The sequence below is a fragment of the Flavobacterium sp. 102 genome (assembly GCF_003634615.1).
GTDB lineage: Bacteria > Bacteroidota > Bacteroidia > Flavobacteriales > Flavobacteriaceae > Flavobacterium.
In genome coordinates, this window is sequence record NZ_RBKX01000001.1 from 3,200,097 (window position 1) to 3,221,132 (window position 21,036).

Annotated in this window: 16 protein-coding genes; 8 read left to right on the forward strand and 8 right to left on the reverse strand. The window is 35.4% G+C overall.

Annotated elements, in window-relative coordinates; translation table 11 throughout:
• Positions 1-56: 56 nt before the first annotated feature.
• The 3 genes from C8C84_RS14140 to C8C84_RS14150 form a co-directional block, all read right to left on the reverse strand.
• Positions 57-932, reverse strand: coding sequence for a T9SS type A sorting domain-containing protein (locus C8C84_RS14140; protein ID WP_121314266.1), 876 nt, complete (start codon positions 930-932; stop codon positions 57-59).
• A 195-nt stretch (positions 933-1,127) separates the two neighbouring features.
• The gene (locus C8C84_RS14145) at positions 1,128-2,648 is read right to left on the reverse strand and encodes a tetratricopeptide repeat protein (RefSeq protein ID WP_147406868.1); all 1,521 of its coding nucleotides are present in this window, start codon (positions 2,646-2,648) and stop codon (positions 1,128-1,130) included.
• Between the two features lie 177 nt (positions 2,649-2,825).
• Complete coding sequence (locus C8C84_RS14150; RefSeq protein WP_121314268.1) at positions 2,826-4,574, reverse strand: ABC transporter ATP-binding protein; 1,749 nt, start codon at positions 4,572-4,574, stop codon at positions 2,826-2,828.
• A 222-nt stretch (positions 4,575-4,796) separates the two neighbouring features.
• Here C8C84_RS14150 and C8C84_RS14155 point away from each other — a divergent pair, with 222 nt between their 5' ends.
• A complete protein-coding gene (locus C8C84_RS14155; RefSeq protein ID WP_121314269.1) occupies positions 4,797-5,327 on the forward strand; it encodes a YceI family protein in 531 nt (176 codons plus the stop codon).
• A 103-nt stretch (positions 5,328-5,430) separates the two neighbouring features.
• Entirely contained in the window at positions 5,431-6,312 is an 882-nt protein-coding gene (locus tag C8C84_RS14160) for a pirin family protein (protein ID WP_121314270.1), read from the forward strand.
• Between the two features lie 217 nt (positions 6,313-6,529).
• Here C8C84_RS14160 and C8C84_RS14165 read toward each other — a convergent pair whose 3' ends face one another.
• From C8C84_RS14165 to C8C84_RS14180, 4 genes are all read right to left on the reverse strand, one after another.
• The gene (locus tag C8C84_RS14165) at positions 6,530-7,018 is read right to left on the reverse strand and encodes a thioesterase family protein (protein ID WP_121314271.1); all 489 of its coding nucleotides are present in this window, start codon (positions 7,016-7,018) and stop codon (positions 6,530-6,532) included.
• 4 nt (positions 7,019-7,022) lie between these two features.
• Positions 7,023-7,901: a hypothetical protein gene (locus C8C84_RS14170; protein ID WP_121314272.1), complete on the reverse strand. Its 879-nt coding sequence runs from the start codon at positions 7,899-7,901 to the stop codon at positions 7,023-7,025.
• A 63-nt stretch (positions 7,902-7,964) separates the two neighbouring features.
• Positions 7,965-8,558, reverse strand: a complete 594-nt coding sequence (locus tag C8C84_RS14175; RefSeq protein WP_233549825.1) for a TetR/AcrR family transcriptional regulator — start codon at positions 8,556-8,558, stop codon at positions 7,965-7,967.
• A 114-nt stretch (positions 8,559-8,672) separates the two neighbouring features.
• A complete protein-coding gene (locus tag C8C84_RS14180; protein WP_233549826.1) occupies positions 8,673-12,599 on the reverse strand; it encodes a choice-of-anchor I family protein in 3,927 nt (1,308 codons plus the stop codon).
• Positions 12,600-12,832: 233 nt separating this feature from the next.
• On the opposite strand from C8C84_RS14180, the gene C8C84_RS14190 reads away from it, so the two are divergent.
• Both C8C84_RS14190 and hemN read left to right on the forward strand, forming a co-directional pair.
• Positions 12,833-14,377 (forward strand): T9SS type A sorting domain-containing protein, encoded by a 1,545-nt coding sequence (locus C8C84_RS14190; protein WP_121314273.1) that lies wholly within the window; start codon positions 12,833-12,835, stop codon positions 14,375-14,377.
• A 71-nt stretch (positions 14,378-14,448) separates the two neighbouring features.
• Positions 14,449-15,813 carry an oxygen-independent coproporphyrinogen III oxidase gene (hemN, locus tag C8C84_RS14195; protein WP_121314274.1) on the forward strand — a complete coding sequence of 455 codons (1,365 nt, stop codon included), beginning with the start codon at positions 14,449-14,451 and terminating at the stop codon, positions 15,811-15,813.
• Between the two features lie 136 nt (positions 15,814-15,949).
• Here hemN and C8C84_RS14200 read toward each other — a convergent pair whose 3' ends face one another.
• A complete protein-coding gene (locus C8C84_RS14200; RefSeq protein WP_121314275.1) occupies positions 15,950-16,513 on the reverse strand; it encodes a hypothetical protein in 564 nt (187 codons plus the stop codon).
• A gap of 554 nt (positions 16,514-17,067) precedes the next feature.
• On the opposite strand from C8C84_RS14200, the gene C8C84_RS14205 reads away from it, so the two are divergent.
• The 4 genes from C8C84_RS14205 to C8C84_RS14220 all read left to right on the forward strand — a co-directional run bounded on the left by C8C84_RS14205 (position 17,068) and on the right by C8C84_RS14220 (position 20,957).
• A complete protein-coding gene (locus C8C84_RS14205) occupies positions 17,068-17,568 on the forward strand; it encodes a hypothetical protein (protein ID WP_121314276.1) in 501 nt (166 codons plus the stop codon).
• 204 nt (positions 17,569-17,772) lie between these two features.
• Positions 17,773-19,017, forward strand: a complete 1,245-nt coding sequence (locus C8C84_RS14210) for a hypothetical protein (RefSeq protein ID WP_121314277.1) — start codon at positions 17,773-17,775, stop codon at positions 19,015-19,017.
• A 217-nt stretch (positions 19,018-19,234) separates the two neighbouring features.
• Entirely contained in the window at positions 19,235-20,530 is a 1,296-nt protein-coding gene (locus tag C8C84_RS14215) for a biosynthetic peptidoglycan transglycosylase (RefSeq protein ID WP_121314278.1), read from the forward strand.
• 1 nt (position 20,531) lies between these two features.
• Complete coding sequence (locus tag C8C84_RS14220) at positions 20,532-20,957, forward strand: hypothetical protein (RefSeq protein ID WP_121314279.1); 426 nt, start codon at positions 20,532-20,534, stop codon at positions 20,955-20,957.
• The last annotated feature ends 79 nt before the right edge of the window (positions 20,958-21,036 follow it).

The following is a 21,036-nucleotide window of genomic DNA, read 5'->3' on the forward strand; positions in this document are numbered from 1 at the left end:
GAATAAAAAATCGGGAACTAGTCCCGATTTCTTTTGTAGTTGAATGTTATTTGGTTTTAATTTTTAATGAATCGTTTCACAGTGCTTTGGTTTTCGCCTTGTAATTGAATGAAGTAAAATCCATCGGATAAATTACTCACATTGATAGCTGCTGTGTTTTGTCCTGAGATCAAATTACTTTCAGTTAGTACTTTCCCTGAAGCATCAATGATGCGGTATTTGTTGAAATGAGTATTGGCCTCTAAATTCAGGAATAATGTTTCTTTGGTGGGATTTGGATGAATAGCAAAATCTTCTCTGGTATTAGGATTGGTGCCTAAATTACAATTGGTATCCACTTCCACAACAATTGGTAGGGATTCATTGTTGCTGGAGCTATTCGGACAAAAACTTGGCGCCGCTACAACGTGGTAACTTCCCGGACCGGTAATCAAATATTCCATTTGATTGGCACCATTAATAGGATCTCCATTTCTATACCATTGTATACCGGAATTGTAAGGCATAAAAATGGAAGCCGTAAAACTGCCTCCTGGACACAATAACATATTCCCATTGTTTGGATCAATGGTTACAAATTCATTCATTTCAGAGCCAACCGTAAAACCAACCCAAGCATAACTGTCAATCTGAATCACATTTGATTCATAAGTAACACCGTTTAGCGTTGCCACAACTTTAAAAAGAGATTGGTCATAAGTGTACCAATCATAAGTAAAAGACGACTGAGTTGCCCCATCAATAGCCACATATGGATCATCAGTAAACCAATATTTAGAATACCATTGGTAAGTATCAAAAGGTTGATTAGTAACCGTCGCCGTTCCATTCGTCCAAGGGCAAAGCATCAAGTCACCAGTAATTTGCGGTGCTTGTGCGGAAGCAGTTGCAAAACCAATTAAACAAACGATAAGAAGTAAAGCTTTTTTCATAAGTCAAGTTTTTTAAAAGATTAATTTGTTAGTTGTACACAAATTTAGAAAGGGTACATCAAACAACTCTCTTTTTGGGCGTGACAAATTGTGACATTGGACAATATAAATTGTGACAGCATCAATTCAAGCAATTACAATCAGCTGATTAACGGATGATTAATAATTAAAAATTCGATAAAATGAGAATCAAGATTAAATACTCAGCAAGTAAGCATTCAAAGAAATGTGTTCGGGTAACTGCAAACGCTTTTCAATTCTTTCTTTGCGTTTTCTACAAGCCACCGGAGTAATATTGAGCATGGTGGCGATTTCTTTGGTATCTAAATTCATATAGACATAAGAAATATAACGGATGTCTGTAGTCGTCAAATCGGGATGCTTTTCGGTGAGCTTTTTAATAAATCCTTGGTTGACATCGTCAAAATGACGCACATAATTGTCCCAACCTTCTTCGGTTTTGAGATGCTCTTTTAAAGCGCGAATGTCATTGATAACAGTTCCGTTTTCAGAAAGTTGCGGTATATTCGACAATGATTTTAAAATATCCTGCAACAATTGGTTTCTGCCCGATTGGTATAAACCTCGAGAGAGAATTTTTTGGTTTCGAAGTTCTATTTCATTTTGAAGTCGCTCTTGTTCCAATAAAGCTGTTCTTTCTTTTTCCAACAACAAAGCGTTGTCTGCGATTTCCTTTTCCAATTTGAACGATATCAATTCTTGTTCGCGTTGGATGATGAGCGCCTTTTGCTTATTTTTGATGAGTTGGTTTCTGAAGATTAGAATCAGAATGATAATCCCTAAAACAATCACCAAGATGATAGAATAGAAAATATTGCGCTCGCTCTTTATTTTGGCTTCGTTTTCTGAAATCTTCTCTTTGTAATTCTGAATTTGAAACTTGACTTCACTACTTTCATAAAGCTTTCCGTTTTTTATTCTATTCAGTTCATTATTAGAAACATTGATGGAATCTTTATATTGAAAAGCCAAATCATAAGACTTTAATCTGAAATAAATATCAGACAAGTGTTTGAACAACTCCATTTTATTCTCCAAATCGGGTTTTTCTGCCAAGGCATTATTCGTCCATTGCAATGCGGCCGACAAATTATTTTCCTTCAAATAAGTTTTGGCAATAATGGTAGAAAGACTGATGCGATGGTCTATGTCTTGCTCTTCTTTTAGTTTTGGAAGCAGCGCAATTGCTCTTAATCGCGCTCTGTTGGTTTCTCCCAACAATAAATCATTGGCACTAAGTCCGATTTGCGCCGGAATTTTCACTTCAGGTCTTTGGGTATAACGCAGCGCATCATTGAAATAATTTCGGGCTTTCCGGAGTTTATTTTCATCGTTGGCCAAGCTGCCTAAATTCATTGAATACAAACCCATTTTAAGGGAATCATTGCTTTTTTGGGCAATTAGAAAGGCCTTGTAAAAATATTCATTGGATTTCTCAAATTTCTTTTCCTTACCGTATAAAATAGCGATGTTATTCAGCACTATCATCTCGTGTTGCGGATCTAAGTGCTTGACGGCAATTTGGTAACTAATTAAATACTGTTTCAAAGCTTCGCCATAATCCAACAGCATGTAGTAATTGTTTCCGATATTGTTTTGGGCTAAAAACAATTGTTTGTACCATTTGTTTTTTTCTGCCATATTTCGGGCATTGGAAAGTAACTCTAACGACTTGACGTGATTTTTCTTCAGCATCAATTCGACTCCCGTTTTGATAAGAGAATCGCATTGCTTACTATCTGCGGCACTGACCGTAGTAAGCCAAAATAAGCTGATAAAAAGATATACTGATTTGATAAGCCTTAATTTTAAAACCACACCAAAAATAAGGCTAATATTTTAATTAAATGTACTCTTTATTGTGCTGAGAAACTATTTTCGTTCTCCAATTTGTTGGCGCCACATGGCGTAGTACAATCCTTTTTCTTCAATTAAATCGAGGTGTTTTCCTTGCTCAATAATTTGCCCTTGTTCCAACACAAATATTTTATCCGCATGCATAATCGTAGACAAACGGTGCGCAATCAAAACCGTGATTTGGTCTTGTTTGGAAGAAATATTTCTGATGGTTTGGGTAATTTCTTCTTCAGTAATTGAATCTAATGCTGACGTCGCTTCGTCAAAAAGCAGTAATCTCGGATTTCTCAACAAAGCTCGCGCTATAGACAAACGTTGTTTTTCTCCGCCGGAAACTTTGATTCCGCCTTCGCCTATGGTGGTTTCAATCCCTTTTTCGGCACGATACAATAGGTTTTGACAGGCTGATTTTTGCAAAACATCATTTAGTTCTTCATCGGTAGCAGTTGGTTTTACAAACAATAAGTTGTCTTTTATTGTTCCCGAAAACAATTGCGCATCTTGTGTCACAAATCCCAATTGCTGTCTGAGTTCATTCAAATCGATGTCTTTCGCATTTTTTTCATTGTAAAAAATGGAGCCTGATTCCGGCGTATATAATCCGACTAACATCTTAACCAAAGTCGTTTTACCACTTCCCGACGGACCAACAAAAGCGATGGTTTCACCTGCTTTGGCTTCAAAAGAAATATCTTTTACGGCATAAGTCGAAGCCGATTGGTGTTTGAACGAAATATGCGAAAACCTCAAATGATTGATTGCCCCAATAGTTTGCGGATGCAGTGGTTTGCTTTCACTTTTCGCATTCATTAACTCACTAAAGTTGTCCATAGAAGCTTTGGTTTCGTTGTAAGTCGCAATCACATTCCCCAATTCCTGCAACGGATTGAATAAAAAGAAAGAGAAAAACATCAATGTAATTAAATCACCGGGTTTGATGATGCCGTTAAAAATAAACATGTACAAGGCAAACACCAAAGTCGTTCTCATAAAATGTACCGATGTGCCTTGGATAAAACTTAACGAACGGATAAAACGCACTTTCTTCAATTCTAATCCCAGAATTTTAATCGTAGTATTGTTCAATCGATTGACTTCTTGTTCGGTTAAACCTAAACTTTTGACCAATTCGATATTGCGAAGGGATTCAGTAGTAGCGCCGGCTAAAGCAGTAGTTTCACCTAAAATCTCACGAGAAACCTTTTTGATTTTTTTGCCTAAAAAGGAACTAACCAAAGCAATAACAGGAACGGTTGCCAAGAAAATCGGACCCAAAAGCCAATGGATATTTATCGCATAAACCACGACAAAAATAATGCCTATCAACGTTTGAAAAACCATCGAGATGGACAAAGTGATAAACTTTTCGCAATCAATTTTTACCTTTTGCAATTTGCCTAAAGTTTCACCACTTCGTTGGTCTTCAAAATCCTGATACGGTAATTGCAAAGCTTTTTGAATTCCGTCAGTGTACATTTGAGCACCGGTGCGTTGGATGATAATATTGGTAAAATAATCTTGGAAATTTTTAGCAATACGCGACATCATGGCGGCGCCTAATGACAAGCCCAACCAACCCAAAACCGCTTTGACAAAAGTTTCTTGGTTGTGATTGAAGTTGGCAACACCTACGCCACATTCATTTAGTAATTTTCCAATAATAATCGAATCGAATAAAGAAAAACATTGGTTTATCGCGGCTAAAAAAAGAGCAAAAAACAAAAGCATTTTGTGCTTTTGAATATAAGTATATAATATTTTCATAGTTATCTAAAAAATGACAGTGCAAAACTACTATACTATTGGTCACTGTAATTAATTTTTGAAAAAATTAACTTTTAAATATCCAGAAATAAAACCTTGTCATTTCTTAATCTAGGTTAAGTGCATCAGGGTTGAACTCATTCTACCTTTGTAATGTTCAAAAGAAGTATCAGCCATACTTTAAAACAAGACATATTATTTAACTCCTTAAAATAAAAAACAATGGCAAAAACAACTTGGGCTATAGACCCAACACATTCAGAAATAGGTTTTAAAGTGAAACACATGATGTTTACAAACGTATCCGGAAAATTCAATTTATTTGATGCGGATATTGAAAACGAAGAAGAAAATTTTGAAACCGCAGCGATTAATTTCTCCGCAGAAGTAAATTCTATCAACACCGGAAACGACGACAGAGACAATCACTTGAGAAGTGCAGATTTCTTTGATGTAGAAAACTTCGGAAAACTGACTTTCAAAAGCACCAGTGTCAAAAAAGTAAACGAAGGCGAATACAAAATCAGTGGTGATTTGACAATTAAAGACGTGACCAAAAGCATCACTTTAGACACTGAATACAGCGGATTGATGAAAGACCCATGGGGAAACACCAAAATCGGGCTTTCTTTAAACGGTAAAATTAACCGTAAAGAGTTCGGTCTAACTTGGAATGCTGCTTTAGAAACCGGTGGTGTATTGGTTGGAGAAGACATAAAATTAAACGCCGAAGTACAATTTGTGAAACAATAATGATTGATAGTTTTTGATTGAAACCGTAAGGCACTTTTGAGCTTTGCGGTTTTTTTGAGCCAAAAATGATTAATTTAGTAGTTATTAAAACAAACAACACGACATGTCAAATATTGGAATCATTATAGAAGAACGCGCCGCAGATATTGGGAACTTTTTGGTTGGGCGATTGTTGCCTTTTCGAGAAAAACGTGCCGTTGGTCCATTTGTTTTTATCGATCATATGGGACCTGCGCAATTAAAAGACTATCAAAATATGGATGTTCCGCCTCATCCGCATATCGGACTTTCGACACTTACTTATTTATTTGAAGGTGCGATTATGCACAGAGACAGTTTGGGCACCGAAATGGTCATCGAACCCGGAGCGGTAAATTGGATGACTGCCGGAAAAGGAATTGTACACTCGGAGCGAACGCCCGAATATTTGCGCCATACCGAAAAAAGGCTACACGGATTACAGATTTGGGTCGCTTTGCCCAAAGCTTTAGAAAACATGGAACCTTCGTTTACACATGTAGAAGCTCAAGACATTCCCGAATGGCAACAAGATGGTGTTACGATAAAACTGATTGCCGGAAAAGCTTTCGGTAAAAAATCATTAGTTCCGGTATATAGTCCGTTGTACTTTATTGAAATCAAAAGTACTACTCGAACTAAAGTCAATATCGGTCACGAACTTTATGGTGAAAGTGCCATGTATATTTTGAATGGAAGCATTACTAATGATGGTCATATTTATGGCACCAAACAGTTATTAGTTGCCAAAGAAGCCAGTCTTTGCGAATTTGAAATGAGTGAAAACACTACGCTTTATCTTTTTGGTGGTGAACCTTTTCCTGAAGAGCATTTTATTTATTGGAATTTTGTGCATTCTGACAAAGACTTTATTGAGCAAGCTAAGGAAGACTGGACTGCCCAACGCTTTCCGAAAGTGCCCAATGAAACCGAGTTTGTTCCGTTACCTCAACCTTTTGGAGGATGAAAATTATATAACAATTAGAAAAAATTTTAGAACACAACTTTTTTAAAAAGCAGCAAATTTGTTATTATAATAAAACAATGTTGTTGGGTCAAGAGAAGAAGCTTTCAACAAAATCCCCGTTTTGGTCCTAACCAATGACAATTTATGCTATGAAAAAGATAAAAAACCGTCACGAGCAATCGCGACGGTTTTTGTGTATTTGCTTTTTGACAAACAGTTATATTTCTGATACTTTTCTGAACAATAACTGATTAATTCGCTCTTCTAATGTATTGTAATGTTCAATTTTACTGTTCTCAATGGTTTTTGCCCAATCAAAAAAGGAAGCTTCATGAGGTGATTTTCTACCGGTTTTTGTATCAATGGGTACAAATTTGGTTCTCATAATGGCTTTTAGATGTGATTCATTTTCGCTTTTCATTTGGATTTCTACTAATAAATATTCGGCATCGGCTTTGAGTAAAGTGGATTGAATGGACACTTTTTCATTGTACATAGCCGGACGGAGATAAGCAATTTCATGCCCGCCAACAACCCAAGAAACATTTTTTTGATAGAATTCAACCAAATCTAAATTATAGTAAGTTTTAAGATGATCTTCTCTGGCATTTAAAAAATAATCGATGTAGCGGGCGTTGTTTAAATGTCCGAATAAATCACAGTCGCTGAAACGAACGGTATAAACCGATTTTGGAGTTATGTCCATATTTTTAAAATTTTTGAGTTAATGAATTAGTATAGGGAAGAAAATGCAATTCTCCCGAAATCATAGCGGGAACAACAAAACTGTTGCCTTCTATAATAAAATCAGCCGGTCCGGCTATAGTTTCGGCCAATGGCAATCGGTTAATGCGTCGGGTTGACAATTGAATAGAAAGCAAAATTCCTTTCTTTTCATAAGCTACCCAATTGCTGGTGTAAAGCACATCATTGGCTACAAATAATCCATCATAAATCCCTTCGGCAGCCGTTAATTGGGTGAAAGTGTTGTTCTTTAAATTGATGAAACCCACTACGCCATTCGATTTGTTATTGGTTCCCAAACCGTTGACATACAACAAACTTGCTTTTTTATAACAGAACAATCCGTTGATTCCGGCTATGGGTTTATCAATAACCACTTCAGTGTAGGTTCTATCTAAGAGATTAACTTTGTACAATTTGCTTACATCGGTAGCCGAAACGTAAAGTGTATTCGCATCCCAAACGGCTATATCATTGAGAAAATGAGCATCATTGCTAAAATCGATTTGGTATAAAGTCGTTCCGGTTTTTTTGTCAACAGCCACAATTCTGTCAATATCGGTAAGAAATAAAATGTCTTTGTGAATCGCCAAACCTTTTGGAGCATTCAGTATTTCTTTGGCAAAAGTTGACACAAGTATGTTCCCTTTTGAATCAAGTTTTAGAATTTTGCCATCGCCGTCTTTGGCATCCGGTGTTAAGTTTTTTCCAATATCGGCGACATAAAAATAGCGTCCATCGGCGACTACACTTTCGAGATGATTGAATCCTTTAACAGTTTGTGCTTCAATAGCACTGCTTAGTGTTATGCTTCCGAGAAGCATCATTTTGAATAAATTTTTCATTGTTTTTGGTTTTAGTTTTAAATATTACAATATACCAATCGGTATATTTTATGATAAATTTTTTTAGCCTTTAAGGTTTTGGATAAAACGCACTAAATAATCCATTCCGCTGTTGAGCGCAATTGTATTCCCTGTAACTTTTGTCTGCATAACGCCGCCTTGTATAAGTGAAATAATGACCGTACAAATTTCGTTGGTATTACTATCTGATTTGATTTCGCCTGATGCCATTCCTTCGTTCAATTGTCTTTCCATTGAACTTCTCCAGAATTGTATGGCATTAGCCGCTTTAGCTTTTAATTGCGGATGCGTTCCATCAGCTTCAATAGCGGTATTCATCACCGGACAACCGTGTTGCAAAAAAGGCAATTGAAGGTAATTTCTATACGTTTCGGGATAAACAAGTAATTTTTCCACAATGGAATTTCGGGTTTCCATCTTGCTTCTGATATGAGTAACAACAAGTTGAAAATTATAATCAAAAACCGCTAAAGCTACTTCATCTTTACTTTCAAAGTTTCCATAAATGCTTCCTTTGGTCAAGCCGGTAGCCACAATCATATCATTGAGCGAAGTGCAAGCATATCCTTTACAATTAAAGATAGGTGCGATTTTTTCAATAATAAATTGTTTGGTACGGTCAGCTTTTGAAATCATTTGAAAATTATTATTAAACAAATATATACAAAATATACTTATCGGTATATTTTAAAGCTAAAAAAAACCTCTGACTTTCATCAGAGGTTTCCACAAATTGATAACTAACCCAATTTATTTAATAATCAATCGTTTTGTAATGCCTTCACCGGTTTTGATAATATAGATTCCTGCACTGAAATCTTTCGTATCAATAGTTTGTGCCTCTTTTTGCGATAAAATTATTTTTCCAGAAATATCATAAACTTCAATATCGGCTGAACGATTGAAGTAAACCAAACCATTATCCACAGAAGGATTTGGGAAAACAACAAATGTTGGCACATTCTCTTCAAAATCAGGTGTAGACAAATCATTTGCGTCAACTTCGAAAATGGTAATTGTTCCACTAATTTCATTGGCCACTAAAATATAAGGTGTTCCTGTCGGACTGTTTTCAGCAGACACATACGTAATCCCTTCCGGACCATGATCACCAGCATACGCTGATGTACTTCTACTGTTTTTATAATCTATAAAAGTTGGATTATTCGGATTGGTTACATTGTAAACCATCACACCACCTACTCTTTCCAAAGAAACAAAAGCAAAAGTTTCTGTTCCAATTTGAGCAACCGTTACACCTTCCGGTTCCGGTCCTTTGGCACGACTTCTTCCTTTGGCTACATTATCTTCATGGTCTGCATTGAAAAGTGTTGGTAAATTAGCTGCTGTAAACATTTCGAAATCATCACCACTATCATAAACTAATTGTTTCGTTGTAGCGTTGAAAATAGAGAATGAACGCGCTCCAACAGCATTGATGGTTTCAAATTCAGGATCAGCATCTGTATTTCCGCTTAAGTTAGAAACTCTAAAACGGCCCATATTATACGATTGTTTCAAGACACTTGCATTTGGAAAATTCACAGCATCTAACAAATAAGAAGCCGAACCAACGGTAGTTCTTTCTACAAATCCTGTGTACTCTTTTTCATCTCCTTCATTGGCCGTTACTATATAAGTTGTACCGCCAACGTTGTAACTGGCAACGGCATCCGGCATGTAGAACGCTTGAATTGGCCAGTTGGCAATTAATACTTGGTTGTTATTGTCAGAGATATCCATTCCGTTTCCTGGTATGCTTACATCTTTGGTTCCTAGTGCCCAAATATCGGTGAATGAAGTTGTTACCAAATTGATTTCAGCAATAGCATTATTTTCTTGTAAAGTAACCCAAGCTTTTTGAGAGTCAGCACTAATTGTTATGTATTCCGGTTCGAAATCTTGAGACATAGTGCTTGTCAATTTTAATTTTCTAACACCCGATGCAATTAAAGTGGCTTCTTGCGCATTATAAGCCGTAAACAATAAGGTAGTTACATTGGCTTGTGTCAAAGCAGCAATTCCACCCGAAATATCAATAATACTTACTGAACCTTCAGGATCAATAGAATAGTTAGCGTTTGGCTGACCTTCATTGGCTGTCATTACTTTATTTCCATCCGGTGAAAACGTAATCATATCAGGTAAAGCGCCAACGGTTACTTGTTTTAAGAAAACTCCATTGGTATCAAAAAATACTACTGAACCATTTAAAGTCTCATCAGCATTAGGCGAAGCCACTGCTACTACTCCATTTTTGACCGCAACCGAAGTTACGCCACCGTATGAATTCATATCGATTGAGCTTACTACTGTTGGTGTGGTTGGATCACTAAAATTGATAATATCTAAAAATCCTGCAATCGCACTCGTTGTAAATAATCGTTGAGAAACCGGATCATGAACTACAATTTCACAAGTACTTGAATTACTACCAGATGGATCAAAACTACCAATATAATTTAACTCGATTTGGTTGCTTGGAACCGGTGCTAATCTGTCGTTATCAATAATATAAACCGTTGATGTTGGAGTTCCTGAAATTGATAAACCTACTGCATTTTCGAGACTCAACACAAAGTACTCCGCTTGTTGTTCTTCCAAAATATCGTCAATAATTGGAATAGTAATGGTTTGTGTCAAAGCACTTGAACCGGTAAAGTTTAAAGTTTGTGTTGCCAAAGTAAAATCGTTGCTGTCAGCCGTACTGAAAGGCGTTCCTTTTACTACTAAATCTACTGAACTTGTTGCCGGACTTGACAAATTAACTACAAAAGAAAGTGTGCCAGCCGTTTCATTTACCGTAATAAAATTAGAAGCTAAGCTTACTGAAGTGTTATAAGAAAACGCATATGAGAATGGACAAGACATCAAGGCATTAGTGGAATCTTGCACATTACTAATCACCAAAGTATAGTTGGTTGCCGAAGCAAAACCGATTGAATAATTTAAGGTTGCAATGTTATTTAAAATGGTTACTGAAGCTAAATTAGGTACACCGGTATAATTGGCAATATTAGAAGCCGAAATTATATCTAAGTTATTGTTGAAAGTAACTTGAATAGTTGTATTGTTTATTACTGATACACTTTGTACTTGCAACGAACTAGGGAAATTCCAGGTTGGCCAAGTTTGAGCTGCCGTTCCACCCGCAACACCTGTCCAGTTGGTTGGATTCAAAATCGATGTTCTTAAAGCTGCCGGTGTTCCGATTTGTATTCCGCTGTAAAAAGCATTTACAGTATTTCCGGCAACATTTCCCGGAGAAGTTGTTGTGTTTAACGATGAAACTCCGTCAATCAAACCTGTTGGTAGCATTGATAAACTTCCGCTACATGATGTGTTTGTAGCAACCCATCCGTTAGAAGTCAAAGCCGTAAGATAATTGGGATTAGCATTTGAACCGGTGTAAGCAATCACTTGATCGCCACCAGAACTTAATCCGAAACCTGAACCGGTTACAGTTCCGTTGTTAGAAAGTAATGCAGAAGTTTGAATAGTCACCACAGAACCAGCCGGAACGCATTGCGTTGCTGTCCATACAATTCCGTTGGCACATTGCGCCGGTGAATTTGTAGTGTATTTTGAATCGGTAAAGTTGATAAAAGTACCTGCAATAATATCCACGAAAGTGATAAAAGCTACTTCATCTTCGGTAGCGGTTGCATTCATTCTGTAGGCAACAAAAGCGATGTCACCAGCGGTAAATTGCGTTTGATTAGCGATAGTTGTAAATGTTGCTGATGGAGAAGTCACCAAAGCATTATTACTCAAATCTTCCACCAGATTTGGTAACAAAGACACATAATATACTTGATTGTTAGCCAACACTGCCGTTGGATTAATCGTGATCACATTACCGGAAAAAGTAGCATCAAACGGCACTAGAGTTCCGGTTGCATTGTTCAAACGCAATTCAACCAAAGCATCCACATTCGTATCATTAATTGCTGAATCGTCCAGTAAACGAACGGCTTCATTAAAAGTTATGGTAGGATTGGCAGTTATAGCCACATTAGTAGTTGTATTGGTTGGTAAGAAAGTGGCAATTGGAGCTACTGTATCTGTACCACCAAGCGATGAACCTTCAACCGTAAAATTGTCAAAACGATTGTTGCCAACAGTTCCACCATCACCTTGAGAAAATTCGACTTTTAATTTGAAGTTGGCGTTGTTATTCGCACCAGTAACCGCCGAAAAATTTAAAGTAGCTAAAGCCGGATCACCATTATTCGGATTTACAGTTGTAAAAGCGACATAATTGGTTCCATCCAAAGAATAAGACCAAGATTGTGTTCCTGCGCCTGAACCTGAACGACGTGTGGCAAATTTCACAATGATGTTTTCATAACCTGACGTAGGCAAAGCAAATTCCAAAGCACCGCCAATAGGGTCATTAAAACGCAAATGTGTTCCTGAAACATCACTGTTGCGAGCATTCAAATTCAAAACATTAAAGTTTTGTCCTGTTCCTCCGGCAAAATCAATAGCACTGATTCCACCCGCAATCGCATTTAAAGTGGCACCACCAAGTGTAGAAGTTGGTGTTGTGATGGTCGCAATCGAACTATTGTCATTGAAGTTCCAATAGTGAACTAAAGTTTGTCCCCAAGAAACAGAGGAAAAAGCCATCATTAAGAGGAATAACAGGCTTTTTGTAGTGTAATTTTTTGACATAATGGTATAGTTTTATTTTGTCACAAAATACCGTCATTGATTTTACAACATGATTAATTTAAAATCATTGATTTATTAATTATAACCTTTCTAATGTGGCTTAATTGTTAGCGAGTGACAAAGTTGTTTAAGTTAAATTTACTTTGGTCTGTATACCAAATGTCAACCTGCAAATTGTAGCGCCTTTTCACCTTTTCCCTATCTTTGGTATATCAATCATCAAGACTGAAATCATGAAAAAGAATTACTTACTTACACTTTTGATCCTGTTCCAATTGGTATCACAAGCGCAGACTTTTGAATGGCTGCGAACGCCAAGCATTACTTTTAGTATGAATCCGGGAATGATCAGTTATCCAAACGCAACAGACCATCAAGGGAATACTTATGTTTGCGGATTTAAAAATAATGCAACGTCTTACACTGACATTTTTGGTAATCTTGCTTTACTTAAATATGATACAAATGGAACTTTGGTTTCCACTAAAAATATCAATGGTGATGTTCATGCTTATAAATTGGTCACCGATAATGCCGGAAATCTATATATGGCTGTAACCTATCTTACTTCAATTACTATTGACAATTTTAATTTGACCACCAATTTGCTAAACGTAAATCCGTTATTACTAAAATTCAATGCCAATGGTGAACTGCTGTGGCACAAAGTAATTCCGGGTGATTTTACCCAACATTTCAATGCGATGGCGATTGACAGCCAACAAAACGTATTTATAGGTTATGACGATTATCAAAATTCCTTTATTGAAAAATTGGATGCTAATGGAAACTCTTTGCAACTCATCACACAAACTCAAGTAAAACTCCTCAGCGCTGTCAGTATAGATACAGAAGGCAATATTTACGCGGCCGGTTCGTGTGCCGAAATGAACGCCAACTTCAACGGTACCAATATGCCTGCGCCTTTTCTATACAATGTTTATGTCGTAAAATACAATCCGACCGGACAAATGCAATGGATGCATTATGTAGAAGACATTACTTGTCCGGAACCAATGGTCATTGCCCGAACACCGGATGAAGTCTATTTCAGCTCACATTTATTTGACGCTTTTTCGATTGGCGACATCACTTGCGAAGGTCCGATGGGTAATTATGATTTCTTTTTGGCTAAATTCAATTCGACAGGAACAGTACAATGGGTAAGAGAAGTTCCGGGAAGCGGTGGTGCCGAAATTGGTCAACGCAACTTTTTAACTCTTGACAATCAAGGAAATATTTATGTGGCCGGAAAAACACAAGGTACTATTCAATGGAATACCAATGTGAGTTCGCAAACCCAAGTTGGTTCCAACAGTGACGTGCTGATTTTAAAATATTCACCTCAAGGCAATGTGCTTTGGGCGAAAACCGCCGGTGGTAATTCTGAAGACCGAACCGATGGCATCAGCATTTTGGCTGATGGAAGTGTTATGGTATCCGGAATGGCGAATGATATTATCAATTTTGACAATTTACAAGCCGGAACTGATGATTTTCAATATTATCCTTTTTTGGCCAAATTAAATCCGGCAACTTTAGACGTTCCGAACCACAATCAAAATTCACTGGTAGTTTATCCGAATCCGACCAAAGATTTTATTACAATTTCTTCGAATGGCTATCGTGGAAAGGCTGAATTGTTTTCCATTTTGGGACAAATCTTTGAAATCTTTGAAATCTCCAATGACCAAACGGTTTTAAATTTAAGCGAAGTAGCCACCGGAACTTATTTCTTGAAACTAAACCAGCAAGTAGTTAAAGTAGTGAGGTATTAATTATTTTACATGACAATTGTCATTTTTATTGGCAAAAATCCGAACTACTTTTGTCCTTGTAAAGTAGTATTATGTCAGTTTCATTAGTCCAAAAATATAACGTTCCAGGTCCGCGATACACCAGTTATCCAACAGTTCCATATTGGGACGAAGTTTCTTTTTCTGAATCGAAATGGCAACAGACCTTTTTGCGAAGCTTCAAAGAAAGTAATGCTACTGAAGGTATTAGCCTTTATATTCATTTACCATTTTGCGAAAGTCTGTGTACGTTTTGTGGTTGCCACAAGCGCATAACCAAACGCCACGAAGTAGAACATCCTTATATCGAAGCCGTACTCAAAGAATGGGAATTGTATTGTAATTTATTTACAGAAAAGCCAATCATCAAAGAGATTCATTTGGGCGGCGGAACACCAACTTTCTTTTCTCCTGAAAACTTAGAGCGATTGATTACCGGAATTCTTCGCAAAGCCAAAAAAGCTAGCGAATACGAATTCAGTTTTGAAGGACATCCCAACAATACGACACGTGAACATTTACAAAAACTATATGATTTAGGTTTTAGAAGAGTGAGTTATGGCGTGCAAGATTACAGCGAAAAAGTACAAACCGCTATACATAGAATTCAACCCTTTCACAATGTGGCCAAAGTAACTTTTTGGGCGAAAGAGATAGGCTATACTTCGATTTCACATGATTTGGTTTTCGGGTTACCTTTTCAAACATTAGAAAATGTGGTTGACACGATTGAAAAAACCAATTCGCTTTCCCCTAATCGCTTGGCATTTTACAGTTATGCACACGTACCATGGATTAAAGGCAACGGACAACGTGGTTTCAAAGACGAAGATGTTCCGAAAGATGATGAGAAACGCCAACTTTATGAAGTAGGCAAAACTCTTTTGTTTAAAAAAGGGTATCATGAAATCGGAATGGATCACTTTGCCTTGGAAGAAGACACCATGTACAAAGCCTTCAAAGCCGGAAAGTTACATCGTAATTTTATGGGTTATACGGCATCTAAAACCCAATTGATGATTGGTTTAGGCGTCTCTTCTATCAGTGACAGTTGGTATGCCTTTGCCCAAAACGAAAAAGAACTAGAAACCTATTACGCCCGTTTGGCCAACAATGAATTACCGGTTTACCGTGGGCACGTTTTAACCGAAGAAGACCTAATCATTCGCCGTCATATTCTTAACTTGATGTGCCAATTTGAAACATCATGGAAAGAGGACAACTTATACTTTAAAGAACTTCCCGAAGTATTAGCACAACTCCACGAAATGGAAAGCGACGGATTGTTATTAATGCAACCCAACCGTTTGGTTGTAACCGAAAAAGGAAAAGCTTTTGTGCGCAACATCTGTATGGCTTTTGATTTAAGGTTGAAACGCAAAACACCACAGACACAATTGTTCTCGATGACGGTTTAGCCGGTTAGTTTACCTCGAAGATCATCTGCTTTGTGAATTTTAGTGGTTAAACTGGCGACTGCGACTGTGACTAAATTTAACCGCAAAGCCCGCAAAGTTTTACGCAAAGGTCACTAAGATTTCGTATGCTTAGTGGTTAAACTAGCGATGCATTATTCTCATTGCCGTTAGCGCCAATTTCATACTGTTTCCTTTCCAACAGCATTTTTTGGTAGACTAATAAATCGACCTGCAATTCCAAAGCTAACACATCGGCTTTGCCCAGTTTTTGGAGCGAAGCTTTCACCCTATTTTCCAAAAGACGCAATACATCGGGGGACACTTCGGGCAGTTCAGCGGCGCGTTCCCTTAGGAAATACAGGAGCTTCGTGGCTTTTTCGTTATAGGCATACGTAGCTTGTGCCTTATTCAGTTTCCGGCTCAGTCGCTCATACTGGTATTCGTTTTCCTTAATCATTTTCTGTAGTTTAACGGCCTCCAGTGCCTGTTGTTCTTCCAGCGCTTCGGGCAGGTCAGCCTTAGCTTCAGGCGATTGGCTGTATTTGAGCATGGCGCCCAACAGTACGTTTGAACGGTGAGGAATATTTCCGTTGCCCAACTCAAAACGGGACACGGTAGTGCGGTGAAGCTTTAAAAGTTGGGCCATTTCGTCTTGGGTAAACCCCAGCATGCCCTTGATTTCCTGAGATTTTCTCCTCATAGATTATGGGTTAGTACCCTATTGGTCAAACCATAAAAGGGTAAGTGCATGTTTACTAAAACGGAAAAACAGGGTGATTTATTGTGCACATTTTTGTCGCTACTGAAAAGTATGACACATTTTATGCTACATTTTTGTCGCTAGTGAAAAGTATGATGCATTTTGTGGTGCATTTTTGTCGCTACTGAAAAGTATGACACATTTTATGCATCATCTTTGTCGCCAGTGACAAGTTTGCACTATGGGTTGTGGGTTGCGGGTTCAAGGTTTTGGGTTCCGAGTTATGAATAGCCCCTTGAATATATACTAACGATATGGAAAACCGTAAAGACAGAACACAGTTGAGAAGTATATTTACCTTCAAACTGACCCAAAACAAGCTAATCGTAAGAAATTTATGTTGATAACTTAAGGTAAAATCCCTATTGATGGGGATTGATTGGTGGTGGGGGGAATTGGTTAAATTTGGGAACAACGCTGGTAATGAAAATACTTATCCATTAGTTAGCAATAATTTTCACAACGAATGTATATAAACCAACAAATAAAATCTTATGTGTGATACAGCAGTGCCTGAAATAGATTTTTTTAAAGTTTTAGCGGTAGTTTCTCCGTTTATTTCAGCTTTTTTGGCTGGTTTACTAACATACTATTTTACACTTAAAACAAAAAAATTCGACATCCTATACCAAAATAAAATTCCAGCGTTTAAAGAAATTGCCTTAAAACTGATAGAACTTAAAAAGTTTTGTTTGGGAAGAAGTGCTTATTATCAAGGAAATGAATTTTCTCCTTATTGGGAAGAAAATCTTGGAGCTTTGGAACATAGAACAGCTGTTGCTGAGATTTTTGAAATCAATTCAATATTTTTATCTAAATCAAGTAAAAAATCCATTGAAAATTTAATCTCTGAAATGAGTGGTTTATGTAATGCAGAAATTAGTATAGCAGGTACTAATGAAATATCCGGAGTGGAAAAAGAATACGAAAGAATTGCAAAAATAACTGAAGAAACAATCAATATTTTATATTCAGACCTAAATTTAAAAAGTTAGCTTTGATTCAAAAACTACTGCTAATAGCAGTTTGCAACAACTGCGTGGCATGGTTTGTAAACCGAATTTTCTACGAAAATTCAAAGCCAAGTTTTGTACTTGGAATCATTAGTAATAAATCGTCGCAGCTGTTGCAAGCCAAGGAACTTTAATTAATACCTTGGAGAAATACTGCGAACTCAACAACTTAATGTAACAAATATTATGAAAGAAGAATCATCTATTAATACTATAGCCGGAATTAAATCTCTTGTAAATCAATTACCAAATATAAGTTATGGCAATAATGCAATTCCATACTTAGCTATAGAAGGATTTGGAAATGGACAAGCAGGTTATGACTTATTAAAGAGTGAATTTGAAAAGATAGATTTATCTGCTGAATTTTTAGATTTAGAAAAACAAATCAAAAAACAAAAGAAAGAAATAAAAGATTTAGAAAATAAACATACAAATCTTAATGCAATAATTGGAGAACAAACTAGCGGTAGCGAAGGCTCTATTGCTTCTCAAATCTTATTAAGTTTAAAAGCAGAAATAGAAAAATTAATAGAAAAAAGGGACTTATTAGCGAGTGAAATTTCAAGTAAAGAAACTATTGAAGAAACAAGAATTTTAAAGCAAAAAGAAAAAGAAGCTTTAGAAGAAGAAAACTTAAAAAAGAAAATTGAAAAATTAGAACAAACTTATCAAGAAAAAGAAAAAGCCTTAAGCTCAAAATTTGAAAAAGAACTTGAAGAAATAAATTTAAAAACTAAAACTGCAAATCAAGATTCTAACAAAAAAATAACTGATGCTGAAAAAAATGCAATTGGAAAAGTAAAATTGATTAATCAATTTAGAGATTTTTTAGAAGAAACTAATAAAAATATGAATCTTTATTCTTTAGTTATTATTGGAATTCTAATTGCGGCAATTGCAGCCATTGGTTTTAGCATACCAAATTTGTTAAATATATTTGATAGCTACGATGCTTTTATCAAAAGCCAAGGAACTAAAATAACAAACTGGCAAATAATAAATTATGCTTTTGGATTATTAATCGTTAAATTACCTTGGGCATTATGTTTAAGTGCTGTCTTAACAGGAATGTATAGTTTATTAAAAGGTTTACTTTCGACTTACGAGAAAATTAATCAAGATAAGCGAAATATGTCGGCTATTTATGCAATTTCTGGTAATGTGGCACAAGCACTAAATGAATATGGAATCAATTTAGCTCAAGATGAAATTGAAGATGAAGAAACTGGAGAAGTATTTACGAGTATTAGAGTTTCCAGAAAGGAACTAATACAGAAAAAAGAAAGCATCAGATGGAATCAAATAATGAAATATTTTGAAGGAATGCAACAAAACAAAGTTGAAATCGAAAATGATGAGGATCCAACTAAAGTAAAACTTATGTCAGGAATATTGAATAAATTAATAGATAAAATACCAAAAACATAAATTTAATCTTTCGTAGAAATATAAAAGTCATTAGTTAACAGCAGTCTCTTGAAATTGCGAGTTTTGCTGTAAGTTTAAATTCACGCCCGTCAGTTTGAATTCGCAATACTTGGCTAAAACCAGTTAAGCCAAACACGTGGACTTTCTATTTGAGTTTTATGAAAAGTATACTGTGGATTTGTTTAGTACGGAGAAGAAAAGTAAAAAGAAGTAAATTATGGATAGCAAGGCTGAACAATATTACCCAACTTATAATTTTAAACCTGAAAACAGGGATATTGTACTTTTAGAGTTTGAAGAAGCCCAAAAAATTGCAAATGGTCAAACAAAAGTTTATGGTCAAGTTACGAATGTTTTAATTGTTATAATAACGGTTTTGGTTCCTTTATTTTTTAGTCAAAATGATGATGAAGTAAAAGAAAACCTATCAATAATTAAATCTAATTCTTTAATTTTTTCTTTAATTCTGATAGCCTTTGGCGGCATACTTTTAAGATATTTTGTGGAATTGCAAAGACAAATTACTATTAACGCAAAGAAAGTAGTTTCATTAAGAACTATGCTTGGCTTAGATTATGGTAACATACATTTAACAATACCAAATTGGAGAGTTGAAGGAGCTACTAATCCATTTGTTATAAAATACTTTAATGGCTGGTTCGTTTTTCAATCTGTTCCTTTTTGGGTACTTACAATTGGACTTAATGTTATTTGGTGGTTAGCAACTAAAGAAAAGGAACTCTATGAAGTGTCATTCCATTGCCCAGAAATAAATTGGTATTTTGGAAACATAGCAATTACTGTATGGTATCTATTTATATTTAGACGACCTCTAAATGAACAACACGAAACAGCTTATTTAAATTTTGTAAAACTTATTTCTTCTATTTTCAGAATAAAGCTTTTAAAAAATTTTGAATATATATTATATAGAGCAAAACTTTCGTCTATTGAATTAGACAGGTTAAAAGTAAATTATAGTAAACTAAAACTAATCTTAATTGATATTGAGGATAAAAATTTTAATTCTAATTCCGGTATTTCTTTAAAATCCTTAATAAGAGGTTTTTTAAGTAGGTTTAAATATTTTAGAAATAAATATAATTTTATTCAACACGGTGGTTCAACAATAACAATGCAACTTTGTAGAACATTATTTATTCCATCTAATCAAAATAAATATTTTAGAAAAATTATTGAAATTTTGCTTTCTCATTGGATTAGTAAACAGTTTACAAAAAATGAAATCCTAAATATATATATATCCTCAGTTAGATATGAAAAGGGAGTAAACGGATTATCGGATGCTATCAAGTATTTTTTTGGAGAACTAAATAAAAAAGATTTGAATAATGAAGAAGCTTTCTTTTTAGTCGAGAGACTTTCAAATGTAACATCAACTGTAAATTGGGAAAGAATAAAACATTTAACTAACAGAACAAGTATAAATATTGATGAAAAAAAATTGAAAAGTATTTATGAAAAATTAATAAGTGAAAAAAAATTAAAATAAAATGTCAATTATAAAAGAACTTAATGAATCGCATGAATCCTTAAGGGGTTTTGCCCTTAATTTATTTTTAATTCCTTTTTGGTATGTTTCTATTTTTTTGTTCAACAATGAATTTTTTATTTCCAATGATATTGTTATAATATTTGCAATGTGCTTTGTAATAAGCATTAGCTCATCTGGTTTTTTAACTTTTTTGTTAGATTTAATAAATACTGATGAAAATCAAAAAGACATTTTTTTCCATGAAATGACAGTTTCAATTGTATTACTTTGTTCTTGGCTATCTTTATTAATATTTGTTATTTATACTTTAGGCTTTTTATTTAACATTTATATATATTTCTATTGGTTTATCATTATTTATTTTTTTCCATTATTTATCTTTTTAATATTATATTTTATTTTTAAAAAAAATATAAAAAAGTAGTAACTCGATATCGCGGATATGCAATCCCCGCTCGTGCGCGAATCCTTTCGCGTTAGACAACCACAAGTGACTAATAAAA